At 49.7% G+C, this 16,187-nt stretch carries 14 protein-coding genes; 10 read left to right on the top strand and 4 right to left on the bottom strand.

Going from position 1 to position 16,187, the window contains the following annotated elements:
- Positions 1-236 precede the first annotated feature (236 nt).
- Entirely contained in the window at positions 237-1,796 is a 1,560-nt protein-coding gene (gene crtH / locus AC5JLP_RS08660) for a carotenoid isomerase (RefSeq protein ID WP_496067530.1), read from the top strand.
- A gap of 168 nt (positions 1,797-1,964) precedes the next feature.
- Here crtH and AC5JLP_RS08665 read toward each other — a convergent pair whose 3' ends face one another.
- The gene (locus tag AC5JLP_RS08665; RefSeq protein WP_496067531.1) at positions 1,965-2,168 is read right to left on the bottom strand and encodes a hypothetical protein; all 204 of its coding nucleotides are present in this window, start codon (positions 2,166-2,168) and stop codon (positions 1,965-1,967) included.
- A gap of 700 nt (positions 2,169-2,868) precedes the next feature.
- Here AC5JLP_RS08665 and AC5JLP_RS08670 point away from each other — a divergent pair.
- From AC5JLP_RS08670 to AC5JLP_RS08680, 3 genes are all read left to right on the top strand, one after another.
- Entirely contained in the window at positions 2,869-3,183 is a 315-nt protein-coding gene (locus AC5JLP_RS08670) for a Mo-dependent nitrogenase C-terminal domain-containing protein (protein ID WP_496067532.1), read from the top strand.
- 429 nt (positions 3,184-3,612) lie between these two features.
- Entirely contained in the window at positions 3,613-4,794 is a 1,182-nt protein-coding gene (locus tag AC5JLP_RS08675; protein ID WP_496067533.1) for an RtcB family protein, read from the top strand.
- A gap of 395 nt (positions 4,795-5,189) precedes the next feature.
- Positions 5,190-5,465 (top strand): GlsB/YeaQ/YmgE family stress response membrane protein, encoded by a 276-nt coding sequence (locus tag AC5JLP_RS08680; protein WP_496067534.1) that lies wholly within the window; start codon positions 5,190-5,192, stop codon positions 5,463-5,465.
- Between the two features lie 492 nt (positions 5,466-5,957).
- On the opposite strand, the gene AC5JLP_RS08685 is transcribed toward AC5JLP_RS08680, so the two are convergent.
- Positions 5,958-6,113 carry a hypothetical protein gene (locus AC5JLP_RS08685; protein WP_496067535.1) on the bottom strand — a complete coding sequence of 52 codons (156 nt, stop codon included), beginning with the start codon at positions 6,111-6,113 and terminating at the stop codon, positions 5,958-5,960.
- Between the two features lie 441 nt (positions 6,114-6,554).
- Here AC5JLP_RS08685 and psb34 point away from each other — a divergent pair, with 441 nt between their 5' ends.
- Complete coding sequence (gene psb34, locus AC5JLP_RS08690) at positions 6,555-6,722, top strand: photosystem II assembly protein Psb34 (protein WP_496067536.1); 168 nt, start codon at positions 6,555-6,557, stop codon at positions 6,720-6,722.
- A gap of 233 nt (positions 6,723-6,955) precedes the next feature.
- Here the strand turns inward: psb34 and AC5JLP_RS08695 are convergent, their stop codons facing one another.
- On the bottom strand, positions 6,956-9,637 hold the full coding sequence (locus tag AC5JLP_RS08695) for a TIGR02921 family PEP-CTERM protein (protein ID WP_496067537.1): 2,682 nt from the start codon (positions 9,635-9,637) through the stop codon (positions 6,956-6,958).
- 38 nt (positions 9,638-9,675) lie between these two features.
- The gene (gene xrtO, locus AC5JLP_RS08700) at positions 9,676-11,169 is read right to left on the bottom strand and encodes an exosortase O (protein ID WP_496067538.1); all 1,494 of its coding nucleotides are present in this window, start codon (positions 11,167-11,169) and stop codon (positions 9,676-9,678) included.
- Positions 11,170-11,632: 463 nt separating this feature from the next.
- On the opposite strand from xrtO, the gene AC5JLP_RS08705 reads away from it, so the two are divergent.
- From AC5JLP_RS08705 to AC5JLP_RS08725, 5 genes are all read left to right on the top strand, one after another.
- Positions 11,633-12,580 carry an NADP-dependent oxidoreductase gene (locus AC5JLP_RS08705; RefSeq protein ID WP_496067539.1) on the top strand — a complete coding sequence of 316 codons (948 nt, stop codon included), beginning with the start codon at positions 11,633-11,635 and terminating at the stop codon, positions 12,578-12,580.
- Between the two features lie 39 nt (positions 12,581-12,619).
- On the top strand, positions 12,620-13,084 hold the full coding sequence (locus tag AC5JLP_RS08710; protein WP_496067540.1) for a hypothetical protein: 465 nt from the start codon (positions 12,620-12,622) through the stop codon (positions 13,082-13,084).
- A gap of 153 nt (positions 13,085-13,237) precedes the next feature.
- A complete protein-coding gene (locus AC5JLP_RS08715; RefSeq protein ID WP_496067541.1) occupies positions 13,238-13,603 on the top strand; it encodes a PadR family transcriptional regulator in 366 nt (121 codons plus the stop codon).
- A 331-nt stretch (positions 13,604-13,934) separates the two neighbouring features.
- On the top strand, positions 13,935-14,240 hold the full coding sequence (locus tag AC5JLP_RS08720) for a putative quinol monooxygenase (protein WP_496067542.1): 306 nt from the start codon (positions 13,935-13,937) through the stop codon (positions 14,238-14,240).
- A gap of 8 nt (positions 14,241-14,248) precedes the next feature.
- Complete coding sequence (locus AC5JLP_RS08725) at positions 14,249-16,141, top strand: response regulator (protein ID WP_496067543.1); 1,893 nt, start codon at positions 14,249-14,251, stop codon at positions 16,139-16,141.
- Positions 16,142-16,187: the final 46 nt, after the last annotated feature.

Consider the following 16,187-nt stretch of genomic DNA (forward strand, 5'->3'; position numbering starts at 1 on the left):
CAGTCTAACTTCTTTCCCTCCTTTCTCCGGTCTTATTAAGTTCACGATCCTAAGGTGCTTGATTGGGTAAGCCATCGTTCTTTGACGACGGGTGCGGAGGGGTGAGTGTCGGGTGTGGTGCATGCAACTGAAAATGGTTGTAAAGTTGACAGACTCCTAGTGGCTTACTGATTCTTTTAGTCTCCTAGAAGCATCAACTTCGATAAACTGGTAAAAGTCCTGTTTTCCTGGCTTTCATGTCTCTATCTTCCCAAGCTGATGAAGCGTCTACGTTTGAGCAATCCCCCCTACCATTGCCTGCTGGTACTGAGTTTGACGCGATCGTCATTGGTTCTGGTATCGGTGGGCTAGTGACCGCTACTCAATTAGCAGCCAAGGGAGCCAGCGTTTTAGTGCTGGAGCGGTATCTCATCCCCGGAGGCAGTGCTGGTTATTTTGAGCAACAGGGCTATCGCTTTGATGTAGGCGCTTCCATGATTTTTGGCTTTGGTCAGCAAGGCACGACCAACCTTCTAACCCGCGCCTTGCAAGCCGTAGATGTCAGCCTGGAAACTATTCCTGATCCAGTGCAGATTCATTACCATCTGCCCAATAATCTAGAGCTAAAGGTGCATCGGGACTATGAGAATTTTTTGCAGGAACTGATTGCCTGCTTTCCCCACGAAGCGATCGGCATTCGACGGTTTTACGATGAATGTTGGCGCGTCTTTAACTGCCTCAATGCGATGGAGTTGCTGTCGTTAGAGGAGCCGCGCTACCTTATGCGGGTCTTCTTTCAGCATCCCTTTGCCTGTTTAGGCTTAGTGAAATATCTGCCCCAAAACGCTGGAGGCATCGCCCGCCGCTATATCAGCGACCCAGCATTGCTGAAATTTATTGACATGGAGTGTTACTGCTGGTCGGTTGTGCCTGCCGATCGCACCCCCATGATTAATGCTGGCATGGTGTTTAGCGATCGACACTACGGTGGCATTAACTATCCCAAAGGCGGAGTGGGACAGATTGCGCAGAAACTGGTGGAAGGGCTAGAAAAATGCGGTGGGCACATTCAGTACAAAGCCAGAGTAACCAAAATTTTGCAGGAAAATGGCCGCGCTGTAGGGGTACAGTTAGCCTCTGGTAAAATTTACTACGCTAAACGAGTTATCTCGAATGCCACGCGTTGGGACACCTTCGAGAGGCTGATTCCAGCCGAAGACATGCCAATAACTGAACGCAAATGGCAGCGCCGCTATCAAAAATCACCCAGTTTCCTGAGTCTTCATCTAGGGGTTAGAGCCGACGCGTTGCCAACAGGCACTGAGTGTCATCACATCCTGCTTGAAGACTGGGAGCAGATGGAGGCTGCGGAGGGCACGATTTTTGTCTCCATTCCAACCTTGCTCGACCCGACCTTAGCGCCTTCCGGTCATCACATTATCCATACCTTTACGCCAAGTTGGATTGATGCATGGCAGCACCTTACCCCTTCCAAGTACGAAACTCGCAAAGAAGAGGCCGCTGCTCACCTGATTCAGCGGCTTGAGCGCATCTTTCCTAATCTTTCTGCCCACCTGGATTATCAGGAAATTGGAACCCCACGCACCCATCGGCGCTTTTTGGGACGTGCTGATGGCACGTATGGCCCCGTTCCTCGACGTAAATTAGCAGGCTTACTCGGTATGCCTTTTAACCGCACAAAACTCTCCGGGCTATACTGTGTGGGCGATAGTACGTTTCCAGGACAAGGGTTGAATGCTGTTGCTTTCTCTGGGTTCGCCTGCGCTCACCGAGTTGCTACTGACCTGGGTTTCTAGTTCTCTACATGACGCTTCTTCTAAAGTAAGAGCTACGCCTGAAAATCAGCAAGGGACGGGCGTTTAGCAGCCATGAGGCTTCGCTTGCTTGCAAAGGGTTGACTCCTGACTGCTTAAGCCCAATCGCACTGCCTGTAAATGAGAACTGCGGTTAGGAGAAACGGTAATTCAGTCTACGACGCGTAAACGCCCAGACCGCAGCAACTCAAACACTTGGTTAATCAATGCTTGTTCTGTCTGGCTAATGGTCTTTTGAGACAAAAGTGCGGACATAAACTGCTGCTGATCTTTGCGGCTAATTCTCCCACAAGCTCTAATTTGATTCACCATCTGTTCTATATCCGGACGGTGTAGATGAACGTCTTTAGTCATTGATGCACCCAAAACAATCGCACACTGAGTGTATCAAAACTCGATGTCTTGTTAAACACAAAATGCTGATCGCTATCAAGCCTTACTTGTGATTGAAATCACAGTTTGCAAATGATAAACAGCACGGATCGATTTGCTGTAGCAATCAAAGCGATAAGAAATCGTTTCATCAAAGACTTCTCGATCGCGCTCACCAGGAATGATGTTTTGGATAGGATTTGATTTAATAGGAGCAGTATTAATCTACCTTTGCCAGTAACAGATGGTTATGACCGCTTAACTAGCAGGTTAGTTCCGCTCGTTTTATTGGCTGCTTAACATCGCTGAAGCTTAAAAGCACTACCCATAAAGCCATACAGCAGTTTCTGTATTCTGCTATACGGTTTTTCGGATGTGGTTGCCGTCTTTCAAAGACGATCATGTTTAACAGCCTTACTTCAAAGCAATCCCATTCTTTTTGGACAGATTTTACTATTTTATTCTCTGCTCAAAGCCGCACCAATGAGTGATAAACCACTAAATATACTTCTACTAAATTCATTGGAAATTCATCAGTGATTTAACAGAGCTATTCTTAGCTTTACGGAAAAAATGATCCTGATTTGTATCTTGTAATAAGGAACAATCAATCAGCTACGGTATCAAAACTCATAAATGTTGCGTAGATGCTTGAACCATACAGACAAGAGAGGGGAACACCATGTCTGATTTAGACCTAACCTTCCATTCCAATCTGCACACCGGACAAACCCCATCACACACTCTTCGCGTTGATGTTTTGCAACCTGTCCGCCAGTGGCTTGATAATGTCCCTATCAATAATTCAACGATCGCCAGACTTTTGTATAAGGCTATTCCTGGTCAATGCCCTTTTGAGCGAGATATCATTGTTCTAGGTCGCAAGCTTGCTCATATTCCTCCGCTCTGCAAACTCAATCCTCTTTACGATCAACTTGTGGGTTTACGGTTTCGCTCCATGTGCTATTTGGTAGATGTGTGTGGAGAGTCGATTTAAGGCTTAAAGAGCAGCGAAAGGCTCAAACGCCAGAATAAATGTGAACGTGATGAGTGGCTGTCTCACAGCCTACTCTAGAAAATGGGGGGACAGTATAGAAATGGTCAGAGCTAGCCATTGAATATTTTTTCACAGCGTTTGTAGGGTTTGAGTGATATCCAATCTTAAAATGCTGGCCCCCCTTAAGCTTTCCTCTATTACCAGAATCTTTTGTCAATCGCCGTTTCAAAGCTTTGATCATCCCCTTTTGTCAGCCAACTAGAGGCAAGACTCAAGCGGGCGTTACATCAATTGTGGATTAGTATAGACAACTTCTATATCCTTCCAGTGCCACGCATAGAGGCGGGTTAATGGTAATTGACTGTTTTCTCTTTCATGGTAGTAACAAAAACGGGATAAAACCAGCAAGAATAAACAGGGTCAGAAATTATGCCTTACGAAACGTTACCTTTAGACACGCATGCGCCCGTCCTCTCTTGGGCAGGGCATGCTCTGGGACATGATGAAGCGAGAATGGCTCGCAATGTGGCTTCACTACCCTTTGTGTTTAAGCATGTGTCGCTAATGCCAGATGTGCATTTAGGCAAAGGGGCGTTAGTGGGTTCGGTCATTGCTACGCAGGATGCCATTATGCCAGCCGCAGTTGGTGTAGACATCGGTTGTGGCATGGCCGCCATCAAAACGCCTTATCAAGCTGAGCAATTAGAAGGAAAGTTGAAGCAAATCCGCATGGATATTGAAGCGGCTGTTCCCACGGGTTTTAATGACAATAAGGAGATTGAAAAGACAGTCTCTAATTGGCAGGGTTGGCAAGACTTCAAGCATCTCCATGCCAAAGTGCAGGGGCTAGAGAGCAAAGCAACCAAGCAGATGGGTTCTCTCGGCGGTGGCAACCACTTTATTGAGGTTTGTCTAGACACCGAAGGGCAGGTCTGGCTGATGCTGCACTCTGGTTCACGCCATATTGGAAATGTTCTTGCGCAGCGTCATATTGAAACGGCGAAGGAATTGGCAAAGCTGGCGGGAGCTAAACTGCCCGATCCTGACTTGTCTCACTTTGTGCAGGGAACACCAGAGTTTGCTGCCTACTGGCACGATCTGCAATGGGCACAGGGGTACGCACTCTTCAACCGTGTGGTGATGATGGCACGGGTCAAGCACATTATGGAGCGCCATCTAGCGGGTGGCAAACCCTTTAAGTCGCTGTTGGAAGTGAATTGTCACCACAACTACGCTGAGCGGGAAACTCACTACGGTGAGGATGTGTATGTCACGCGCAAGGGTGCTGTACGCGCTCGTGAAGCCGACTACGGAATCATTCCTGGCAGCATGGGTGCCCAATCGTTCATTGTGAAGGGTAAAGGCAATGCTCACAGCTACTGCTCGTGTTCACATGGGGCGGGACGATTGATGTCTCGTAACAAAGCGAAGCTCCAATTTAGCCTGGATGATTTAATCCAACAAACGGCGGGTGTGGAGTGTCGTAAAGATGAGGGCGTGATTGATGAAATTCCTGGCGCTTACAAGCCGATCGCACAGGTGATGGCGAATCAATCGGATTTGGTCGAGGTCGTTGCTACCCTCAAGCAAATTGTTTGCGTGAAAGGATAGCTCAGCGGCAAAAGGCTTGCTCACTGCTACTGACCAGCGCGATCGTCACTACGATCGCGCTGATTACTCTGTAATTAAAGGGCAGAGCACTCGCTGTTTGCGCTTAAAGTTCGACAACAAAATGGGTTTGGTTAGCATGGCTCTCCACCTGAATGTGGCACCGATATATTCTGTTGGTTTTTGCACCAGTGTTAACCCCCAAGCCTTCAGAAGCTGCTACTCGTTTGAACCGACGCGCTTATGACCATGAAGGCAGAGTCTTAAAGCGTGTTTTCTCTGCCCACTGGTTGACACGGAATCCCGCTAAAGGTAGGGACGAATGCCTGGTACTGCCTGCTAATTTAATAATGTGACAAAGACATTTCTAAAGCACTGTTAAATCTGGAGTTGAAAACATGAATATCTTGGCTTGGATTGTTTTAGGTTTGATTGCTGGCGCGATCGCAAAGGCGATCTATCCAGGTAGCCAGGGTGGCGGCATCCTCGGCACAATGATTCTCGGTATTGTTGGCGCATTTGTTGGCGGTAGCCTCTACAGTTTCTTGACCACAGGCACGTTAGCGTTAACCTCAGCTGGGCTGAGTATTGGTGGCGTCGTAGTTGCTGTCTTGGGTGCGATCGTGGCACTGTTCATCTACTATGCTGTGACCCGCCGTAGTGCTTCCTACTAGTTTTGCGTTTTACATAGATTGAATTCCCCTATGGCAAAGCCCCTGCAAATGCAGGGGCTTTTGCATGTTTAAAGAGTTGATGCCAGGAACGCTGACTCCCACAGCTGTTAAGCACATAGGGTCAGCGGGCAAATGAACACTTGCTTGGACTCTTGAGTCCACTTCTTGAGCTTAGTGTGAGTCATGACCGCCTACGTCTTTCTTGAGTGGGGTCAAACAAAAAATCTGGCCCTCCTTAAGGTAGAGAAGGTGACTGAAAGCGTTCAACCTGTTGATATAGCGTTGGTGCCCGTTTACGAAACGTATGCTGTCCTTTCAGCAGTCAGCTTTTAGCTCATCCTGGAGGGCTGGGGGCCAGGGGCTAATTTGAATAACAGCAAATAGGAGTACCATCTGCCGTAAATTGGTAGCACTCCCCTGAGCAATCGCTCTAGGCAATATGGGGACATCAATCATGCGTTTCTGAAGAGCATTGGCGCAACAACCAAACATTTATCCCTTTGCCAACCAGTCATGCCATTTTGTGGGTGTTTGCACCTGCGCCAGCATTGCTCGCAATGCGTCACCTTCCAGCACTTCTGTTGCCAGCAACACTTGGGTTGCAGATTCCAACAGAGCACGGTTGAGCGTCAGAACGGCGACAGCCATTGCGTGGGCGCGATTGATGCTTTGTTTGACTTATTGGTCGATCGCCACAGCAACTTCCTCACTAATGGCTTGTCGCGCGCTGTTGCCGTCTAAAAATTGCGATGATGGTTTTTCAAAAGCAATGGACCTAAGCGTGCTGCTCATTCCTGTTCACGGCGTGACGGATGAGAGAGGAAAGTACACCATAACGGTTAGGTTTTCGCCAGCGATCAGTGCTGAGTACGGTTATTACATCCAGTAGTAGGGTTTACCGCACAACGCTTGAAAAGCGTTGGTTCCAACTTTACAGCAAGTTCTGTTGCTGGAGCCTTTACTCGCACAGTGCAGTCGCTTCCGTAGCCACAGAACAAATTTGTCAACAAAAATCGCTCAATGATTGACACTATGTAACAAAAACGTTACACTTATTCACATAAAGAAACATTAAAGAGGTTTTAGGCTATGTACACCACCAATGAAGACGGCGTTCTCAACAACTACGCGATTGAACCCAAAGTTTATTTTGCGACCTATCCTTCAATGGAGCAGCAGCAGCGCTACATCGTGCAAGCCGCGATCGCGGCTGGGCTGGTAGTCCTCAGCCTCCTGACTGCCTTCTCAGTAAGCTGAGGCGGCTGAGAGTAGTCTCCTTTACTCTTAAAGTCTGACGATGTCTTCACTAGTTTTGGCTTTTCTCCTGACCTCCCCGGCTTTACAGCCGGGGTTTTATCTTGGTTACTTAAGCCATTTCCAACTTGCTTCGCTACCTTGTTTCTACTGAGATGTGCTATCAGAATCGTCATTGCGCGTGCGATCGAGAACTACTTGAGCTTGATCGCACGCGCAATAATGATTGGCAGGATTCACAAGGCGGCTTTCCTGCTTTCGCTAAGGTTCCATCGCCTGTACCCCCAAAATAGTCCAACCCCAACTAGCAGCAGTAGCCACTCAGCAGGTTCTGGAACCGCACTAATGTTTGCCTTAGGCTGGGGCAGTTGGGAGTCTTCGACCTTGCGGTTAAAGCGATCGGACTGTTGTTCCGCCTGCTTTAACTCTTCGCGCTGCTGGTCATTCACCAGCACCAGCATGGATGAGTAGGGTGTCACAATCCCGTATCGCTGAGCCGCCGCATGAATCGCATCTAATTCAGTTAGCTTATTGGGTTGCAGGTAGTGACTGAGATGAGTCGTCCATTGCCGAGCCGCTAACGCTCCAAAAGCGTCGTTGGTAGATTTAGCTGGGGATGCAGCGCCATTTTTAGTCAGGAACCAGGCATAGCCATCAACCAAATTTAAAAACGAGGTGCCTGCGCCGCGTGATGGCTGATTGGCAAGGCGCTGCATCACGGTTTGTACCTGAGTTGCAACGCCACCGTCGCTGTCTTGAATGGCCTTTAGCGTTGCGTCATCATACGCAAATGCCAGCCCACCCAGATGCACAAACCACAGTGGAGCTGGCATGGCTGCTGTTAACTTGGTGTCATCATTCAGTTCGTAGCTGCCCGCATCGGTGATGACGAGAATGGCATCGTATGAGCGATCGCCGCGCAACTGCTGGAACTGCGTCAGCATCTCCTTGGGCTGCATCATGCCGTAGAACACCGTTTTGGCTGAATCAAACGGATGCTCCTGGAGGTTCTCAAGGCGTTCGGGCTGGGCAGGCGCGATCGCTGTGAGATACAAATCCGCGCTGTTTTGCCGCAGGATCGTCTCTTGCAGCCAGCGGAAACTTTCTGTCACCTTTTGCCGATGGGCTTCCATGCTGCGAGACCGATCAAGGATCACGGCAAAGCGCTTGCCCTGCGGTAGCTGGTAGTCGGTTTGAGTCACAGGGGTTGCCAGTACATGGGCACCCCACGGAAGCGTCATTTCATGCAATGTGTATGGTATGTTTTCAGCCGGAAGTGTTGCGGGTAGCCACTGATCAGAAGCGGCGATCGCGTTGCCGTTGACTAACCGCTTCGTTGCTCCCGTCCAGAAAACGTTGCGCTGTTCTTGCAGTGTGGGCAACTGCCAGCCCGACGGCTGTTTCAGCACTTTGTATTGCAGCCAAAGCGATAGCTTTGGTGGCTCGGTTTGCGAACTGGAAAGGCGTGTCATTACTGGCACTGGAAACGCTCGCAGACGATATTGCTGTGGCCCCACCTGTTCTAAAAGGGCAGGATCAACACTGCGCTGCACCTGATTGGTATAGACCTGTTGTGCAGCTCCGCGAGGCGCGATTGCAAACGGATATTTCTTTGGCACCTTGATCTCATCACTAAGCCACAAACCTGTAATAGCAGCACTTTCTGGCAACGAAAAGTAGTAAAGGACTTCCTCTGGTAAGGTTGTTTTATTCTGGTAGATCTCATGAATCTCTACGTCTGCCCAATCGCCTTGGGGTGTAACGGTAATGCTTTGGGACTCTAGCCACACCCGCTTCTGGTTGATGTCATCCAACCCCGCTTTAGCCTCACCCCGGTTGAAGGTAGACTGCAACGCTTTTTGAACGATCGCGTGTTCGCCTCGCAGCAGTGGCGCATCAAAGAACTGGGTGTAGAGTTGAGCGGCTTTGTCAACATCTGCTTCGGTGCCCTGGTAGGTAAAGGGAGCCGTCAGAGCATCGAAACTCCGTTGCACTGCTTGCGCGATCGTGTTGGGTACAGATAGGGTGCTTTGGTAAAAGTCTTGCATCCCAGTGTTGTTCGATCGTGGATAGCGGTAAGACGAGAGGTAAGCGTTCAGTAACCCATTGCGAATAGTGTTGGACTGTTGCAACACCACCTGTCGCTGCTGATCAGTTTGGGGTGCCGGGTTGAGCAACCGGAAGGCTTTAACCTGGGGCTGTTGCTGTAACAGCAAAAACGCTCCTAGCCCAACGGCTAAAACCGTGCCTGTAAATGTCCCAACCTGCCAGGTGCCATAGCGAGTGCCTAGCTGCTTCAGCGTGTTGTGCAGCGATCGCCCGTACATGATCGACACGCCAAGCGGTAGTGTACACAAACCAAGCATCAGAAGCGCTACAGGTAGGAGGACGAAGGCATAGGCTAGTACGCTTGGCAGTGCCGCCAACATGATTGCAAGGGTAGGTGGTATGTAAAAGCTAAGGATTGCCGTGAGATACAGCGCGATCGCCAGCACCATTACCTGCCCCGCTAGATGCCACAGACTCACACGCATGACATTTTCGTGCCGACTCAGCAGCCAGTGCCCGGTGACGATCGTGCCTAACAGCAGCGTTAGCAGCAGAAACGTCGTCAGTGGGGTGAGGTCGCGCAACCAGAAGAACCGCGCCATACAGACGATCAGCAGCGGTGCTTCAATGCCGTAAAACAGCTCGAACAAGGTCACAGGTTGTCGTATTTTGGTGCGAAAGCCCGCAATCGCGCCGACCGTTGGCACACTTACCAGGCCAACGAATGTCACCAAAAAGTTGAGCGGTACCTGTCCGGTGGCAGCATCGCTCAGGAGCGCCAGGCCCCAAAAGGGCAGCACTCCCAGGTAGACGATCGCCAGCAGCGTCAGATTAAAGATCCAGAAAAAGACGGTAAAAAGGTTTTTCATGACAGATCGGTAGCGAGGAAAAGCAGTGAACTAGGAACTCAGGCTTTTTGCAAAAGCTGATTGAGCGATCGATAAATGTCTGTTACCAGCACTTGCAGCGTTGGATCGTCCGGCTGATGGAATTCATCCAACAAGATGGATACCAACGTCCAGGACGATTCGTGTCGTGAGGCCTCTTGCCAAAACCGAGTCAGAAAATCTCCCGTAGTCTGGTGTGGTGCCTGAAACCAGTAGAGCGCTGTCTGCTTGCCATCATTTAATGACAGCCACCGGGTTAATGGGCCTGCTACAAACGGCTGTGGCGTGATTCGATCCAGGGAAAAGCCGCTACCAATTAAACAAAGTTCGGGAGCATGGTGCACCTGCAAACTGGGGCTAGAAACCAGCAGCACCGAGCCAGTGAGACCCTGATAAGCAAAGCGCTGTTTGTGGGCGACCACACCAGGGTAGCTGGCAAAAAAGGTTTGCTCTGTAGACGTGAGTGGAATTGTTTGTGGCTGGGCTGCGATCGACCAGTTCAATGTTGTGACATCGGGCGGAACCGCAGGCGCGGGAGGATGCGGTACGACGGTGAATGCTAACAAGCAGGCGGCGAGGATCATGGAGCGTTTTGCGTTTTCAACCGTGTTCGTCTGTTCGCGATCGCTAAGGCTAGCAGCGATTGATCGTGGCACCCAGCGCAACAGAAACAAACTCACCCCGCAGGCGGCAACAAATGTAATGACGCCCAACGGCACATGCAGTACTTCGGCAATGGCAGACTGGTGCCAAACGTGCGCCACCAGTACCAGCGTCAGTACACGAGCAACGTTAGCAATGATCAGCATCGCCAGGTTGATCACAAATAAACCCAACCAGCGCAGTCCAAACTGCCGCCGCTCTAGCCAGGTTGCTACCAACAAAAACACTGTGCCTGCCCACAAACTTTTCAACCCGCTACAGGGTAAATCGACCTGAGCAATCCCTGTATCAAGCACAATAATGTCCTCTGACGACAGGGCGGCAACGTGCCAGCTTTTGAGGAGAAACTCAACGAGGTGGGCTGTCAGAATGCGAGCGGGAAATCCCAGGCCAGTGCTGTATTGCACCCCAAACGGCAAAATCAGCGCGATCGCCGCTCCAATCGGTAATCCCTTCCGCCAAACAGATGACTCCAGAAATAGCCCCAGTAAGCCATAGGTACCCAGGAGTGCAAAGACAACAGGTATCTGATCGAGCATGAGTAGCCATTGGGCCGCGATCGTGCCGATCGTGCTGCCTAGCAGTAGAAGCAGTGGACTCCAGCGAAGATTTGGTACCTCTGAAAAGCGAAACTGCTGCCGATGACGGACTCCCTGAACCAGCAGGAGCGCCACACCAGCCAGCAGTATGACCTGATTAAACCGTGAAATGTCTTGAACCGTTCGGATAAGCCAACCCAGCGTTGACCCATTGAGCAATAGCCAACTCAACAGCAGAGCAAGCGTGCCTAATCGTTCCAAATTGCCAGGGGGCTGCGATCGATCCAAACGCACCAAATGATCACTGGTCATGCAGGGTATCCTCCCGATTTGATGTGTGACCCAGTGCTAGGGGCTGTCATCAATTACTCATACAAATTAATTGCAGCAGGGGTTCCAGCCCCTAGCTCGTTTGTTAGGACGGGCGTGGTAAGGCTGATGCTTCAAGGTTTCTGAGCTTAATTGATGACGCGCCCTAGCAGGCAGAAAGAACAAAAGCGATGGGTAGATTCCTGAAAAAAATGAGTCTGGCTGACTTCACGTGCGTTATCAACCATTTCGGAAAACGGATACCAAATCGCGACAACTTTAAGGCGTTGTGAAGTTTACATCAACGCAGTTCTCCAGGCTTGCTTTTATGCTCAACATCGGCGAGAAGTTCAAGCTTGTTCAGCGATCGCCATCCCATTTGTTTCTGGCACGTTCACAAAATATTCACAAAGCTGCGGGATGATACTTTCACTGTCTTTTGCACCAGGGCAACGCAACCAGACGCATGGCAACAAACATGATGGATGCAATTCGACTCCATAACTATGGAGCGCCAGCGGTCTTAGTCTACGAAAAAGCATCTCGGCCAGAGCCGCAAGCAGATGAAGTCCTCATCCGGGTGCATGCGGTTGGCGTTAACCCAGCCGATTGGAAAATACGTCAGGGTTACTTGCAGGCTAAATTTCCCTTTCCACTGCCGCTGATTTTAGGTTATGACGTTGCTGGTGTTGTTGAAACGATCGGTGCTGCCGTTACCACCGTTTCTCCAGGAGAGACCATCTTTGCCATGCTCCCACTGAATCAATTAGGTGCTTATGCAGAATACGTCGTTGCGAACGCCGCATTAATTGCCCCAAAACCAATGTCTGTAGACTTTGCAACGGCGGCTGGTGTACCCAGCATCGCTCTCACAGCCTGGCAGGCGCTATTTAATCTGGCAGACTTGCAGCCTGGGCAGACGATTTTGATTCATGGGGCATCGGGAGGGGTGGGTAGCTTTGCTGTGCAATATGCCAAATGGAAAGGCGCGATCGCGATTGGTACAGCCTCAACCGCCAAGTTGGAGTTTATTCAGCAGTTAGGTGTAGACCAGGCGATCGATTATCAAACCGAACGCTTTGAAGAGATTGCTGCTGATGTGGATGTGGTGCTTGATACGATCGGCGGTGGAACGCGCCAACGCTCCTGGCAAACCTTAAAATCAGGTGGCATTTTAATTTCTACTGAAGGCGCAGCAGAGCCAGTCGTCTCGCCATCATCAGCGCTTCGAGGCGCTCCCATTTTTGTTGAACCAACTGGCAGCAACCAGCTTCAACAAATTGGACAATTGATTGATAGCGGACACTTAAACCCATCAACGGTAGAGGTGTTTCCACTTCAAGAGGCGGCAACGGTGCATGATGCGATTCAGAATGGTCATCGCCGTGGAAAGTTTGTCTTACAGATTGATTAAATCACGATTTCATTCATGCAGAGTTATAGAGGAATGTATATGCATCGAGACTCGCTTGCTAAAGGACTGCTTGTCACGGCTGCAATTTCAACCATTGTGATTCCGATCGGAGTTGATGCCATCTTATTAGCAAAAGGACATATGAGTAATCCGGCATGGTTGCCTCATGCCAAGCTTCATTGCGCGATGTCTTTTTTTGCGGCTGTCTCGTTGGGCAGTGCGGCCTTAGCCATTTTGAAGGTTCGTCCTGTGACCGATCGTTTTTCAATGGGTCTATCTGCCTTTCTTGGCTCCGCCTTTTGGGTCGGGCTGATTGCCGCAGGCTTCTGGCCTGGAACCTCCTACGGGTTTCTCAATGATCCAGTGCTGGGCAATACCCCTGAGCCACAGGTTATTGGCATCACAATTTACCCAAATGTGGCGATCGGTGCCCTTGCCATTGCCATCGCGATCGCGGGTTATTGGTTAACAGGTCAGCCAGCGGCAAGGAAGCAATATCGATAAAACAATGCTGGTGAAGAGCACTGGCTTTATTCACACATTATTCACACATCTACGAGACGATATTGACAGAGTTTTTCAAGTAACGGCTACGTTGATCAAGCTTCTTGTGCCACCTCGTCACATACAATTGCACCTTGTAAGGACGTATTTACTATGTCATTAGAGACCGTTTACCAGTTTTTTCAAGCGCCGCCGCCTCGTCAGCTTAACCAGGAACTAGCAGTATGCTATGTATTATCGACCTTGTTGCAAAGAGACTCTTTTGCTTCTGAGATGATTCAATTGCTAGAAAGAAATTACCCAGCCTATCGTCTATCAGACACCGTCCTCTATGGTGCGCTAAAGTTTTTAGAAGCTGAGACATTGATTGAAGGCTATCGAGAAAACGTTGCTGGACGTGGACGGCCCCGGCGAATGTTTCAGATTACACCTTCTGCTTACAGCCGGGCGAAAGACCTCGCTGCACTGTGGCAAAAGTATGTCAGCAACGATGAAGCCAAACAAGCTAAAAAAGCGTGACCAGTAGACTAAGCAGCAGCTTTCAATTAAGCGGGTGTGCTTTCAAAGGAGTCGGCAGTCGATTGAAAACCGCCGTAAAAGAATCGATGGGGTGTATCTACTTTGAGAAGCATGATGTGTTTGACTTAATCAGCGGTCAGCCTGGAATTTAAAGCTGAAAGCTGAAAGCTGTAGTTTGCTTCGCCAAGGGCGTAGGAGGATCATTTTCACAAATGCAATGGGATCGCTACATCACTGTTTAAATTAGTATGGCTTCTGATTTCTGGCTTCTGATTTCTGGCTTCTGCTGTATTTGCTGCTAACTCAATACCCTGTCGTTTAAGCAATCCAAATGACAAAAATAGGTGTATTTCTTCGCTTTGTGGCGCGGGATGGGAAGAAAGAGGCTTTGCTCAAGCATCTGCTTGAAACCGCAGAAATTGCGGGTAAAGAACCAGGAACCAAACTTTGGACTGTCCATAGCTCACCGATCGAACCCAACACGGTTTGGGTGTACGAAGCGTATGCTGATGAACAATCAAAGAAAAGACATGAATCAACGCCAGAATACGCATCAGCAAGGGAAGATACAGGTAGGCTTCTAGCACATCCACCTCAAGCTTTCCCTTTAATTCCGGTGGGTGGTAAAGGCTTGTAGAGGTTCATGTGAAGATCCTGCTGGTAGAAGATGACCCGTTTCTCGCGCCGCTGTTGACAGAAGCGCTCACAGAGCAAGACTATCTGGTTGAAACGGCTGCCGATGGGCAGATCGGTTGGGATCTAGCAGAAGCCTTTCGGTATGATTTGATCCTGCTCGATGTTGTCTTGCCAACGCTGAGCGGGATTCACTTTTGTCAGCAGTTACGCGCCCGCAAAGACTTTACACCTGTGATTTTGTTGACGGCACAGGATAGTTCTACCCATAAAGTTTCTGGGCTAGATGCTGGCGCAGACGATTATGTGGTTAAGCCGTTTCATTTGCACGAGTTGCTGGCGCGCATTCGAGCGTTGCTCCGGAGGGAGAGTTTAGATCGATCGTCTACACTCATATGGCGAGGTTTACAACTCAACACGAGTAGCTGTGCTGTGAGCTATGGCAGCAAGCAATTGAGTCTCACCAGCAAGGAATACAAGCTTTTAGAATTGTTTTTGCGCAATCAGCAACGTATTTTTAGTCAAAGTGCGTTGATTAATCACCTCTGGTCGTTTGAAGAGGCACCCAGTGAAAATGGGGTGCGTGCACACATTAAAGGGTTACGCCGCAAGCTGAAACAGGCTGGTTGTGAGGATTTGATTGAAACCATTTATGGATTGGGATACCGTTTACGAAGCAGAGAGGAAGACGTTGAAGCCAAGAAAACATCCCCTTCTGACTTACTTGAGCCGACCCAGCCTGAATCGGATCAATGTGAACCTGAAGGCACGCAAGCAGCCGTTACCATACCGGAGGAGTTTGCTGAAGCATGGAAGCGTTATCGGGAGCACTATTACGATCGCCTCAGTATCGTTAAGCAAGCGGTTGCTGCACTGAGCAATGAGGCTTTGAGTGACGCTCTGCGACAACAGGCTGTTCGAGAAGCGCACACGTTAGCTGGCTCGTTGGGCAGTTTTGGGTTGGATCAGGCCACTCACTGTTGCAAACAACTTGAAGCTCGGTTCACAGAGATGAGAGATTTAGAGGCGATCGCTCCAGCGGCTTTAGCGGTTTTGTCTAATCTGATAGCGGTGGTTGAGCAAACACTGGAATCCCCCCCAGTGGCTTCTACCGCAGCCACACTTCCATCGTTTCCACCACTCGCTCATCAACCTCACCTGCTCATTGTTTCAGATGAAGCACGCTTGATCCAACAGCTCACGGTTGGGGCGATCGGTCATCGGTTTCATGTGGCAACTGCCAGCCCAGCGATCGTGCCCACCACGCTTTCTCAGCCGCATCCAGATGTTGTGCTTCTTGACTTGAGTGTGCCAGCGACAGCTGAGCAAGGCTTTGCTTATTTAGAAGCCTTAGCAACTGTGCAACCACCTGTGCCAGTGGTGGTGCTAATCAATCAAAGTAGTTTTGCTGAGCGAGTCAAAATCGCGCGATTGGGAGGGCGTGCGGTGCTCCAAATTCCAATAGCAGCGGAACAAATCCTGACGTCGATCGTTCAGGTTCTGCATCAATCAAGCCCAACGGAGGGTAAATTGTTGGTTGTGGACGATGATCCACAGTTGTTGTATCAACTCTCTACCCTGCTTGAGCCTTGGGGGTTTCAGGTCACGCTCCTGGTCGATCCGCAACGGTTTTGGGAGACACTAGAGCAAACTCAGCCCGACTTACTCATTTTAGATCTGGTCATGCCAGAGTTTAGTGGCCTGGATTTATGCCAAGTCGTTCGCAATGATCCTCGGTGGGAAGCACTGCCTGTGATCTTCCTTTCAGCGAATACAGACGCGGCGTTAATTCATCAGGTGTTTTTGGCAGGGGCCGATGACTATGCAAGCAAGCCTCTCATTGGGCCAGAGTTGCTGGCTCGCATTTTAAATCAACTCAAACGCATGAAGTCAAAGTCTCAGTAGGTGGGGTTTCTTGAGTCTATGTCTAAAATAGAACTCAAGTATGCGG

Source organism: Stenomitos rutilans (assembly GCF_059505485.1).

Coding starts and splice junctions, on each gene's coding strand:
- AC5JLP_RS08705 (WP_496067539.1), top strand. CDS start 11,633: ATGGCAACAAACATGATGGATGCAATTCGACTCCATAACTATGGAGCG.
- AC5JLP_RS08695 (WP_496067537.1), bottom strand. CDS start 9,637: ATGAAAAACCTTTTTACCGTCTTTTTCTGGATCTTTAATCTGACGCTG.
- AC5JLP_RS08685 (WP_496067535.1), bottom strand. CDS start 6,113: ATGGCTGTCGCCGTTCTGACGCTCAACCGTGCTCTGTTGGAATCTGCA.
- AC5JLP_RS08720 (WP_496067542.1), top strand. CDS start 13,935: ATGACAAAAATAGGTGTATTTCTTCGCTTTGTGGCGCGGGATGGGAAG.
- AC5JLP_RS08665 (WP_496067531.1), bottom strand. CDS start 2,168: ATGACTAAAGACGTTCATCTACACCGTCCGGATATAGAACAGATGGTG.
- AC5JLP_RS08670 (WP_496067532.1), top strand. CDS start 2,869: ATGTCTGATTTAGACCTAACCTTCCATTCCAATCTGCACACCGGACAA.
- xrtO (WP_496067538.1), bottom strand. CDS start 11,169: ATGACCAGTGATCATTTGGTGCGTTTGGATCGATCGCAGCCCCCTGGC.
- psb34 (WP_496067536.1), top strand. CDS start 6,555: ATGTACACCACCAATGAAGACGGCGTTCTCAACAACTACGCGATTGAA.
- AC5JLP_RS08680 (WP_496067534.1), top strand. CDS start 5,190: ATGAATATCTTGGCTTGGATTGTTTTAGGTTTGATTGCTGGCGCGATC.
- crtH (WP_496067530.1), top strand. CDS start 237: ATGTCTCTATCTTCCCAAGCTGATGAAGCGTCTACGTTTGAGCAATCC.
- AC5JLP_RS08675 (WP_496067533.1), top strand. CDS start 3,613: ATGCCTTACGAAACGTTACCTTTAGACACGCATGCGCCCGTCCTCTCT.
- AC5JLP_RS08710 (WP_496067540.1), top strand. CDS start 12,620: ATGCATCGAGACTCGCTTGCTAAAGGACTGCTTGTCACGGCTGCAATT.
- AC5JLP_RS08715 (WP_496067541.1), top strand. CDS start 13,238: ATGTCATTAGAGACCGTTTACCAGTTTTTTCAAGCGCCGCCGCCTCGT.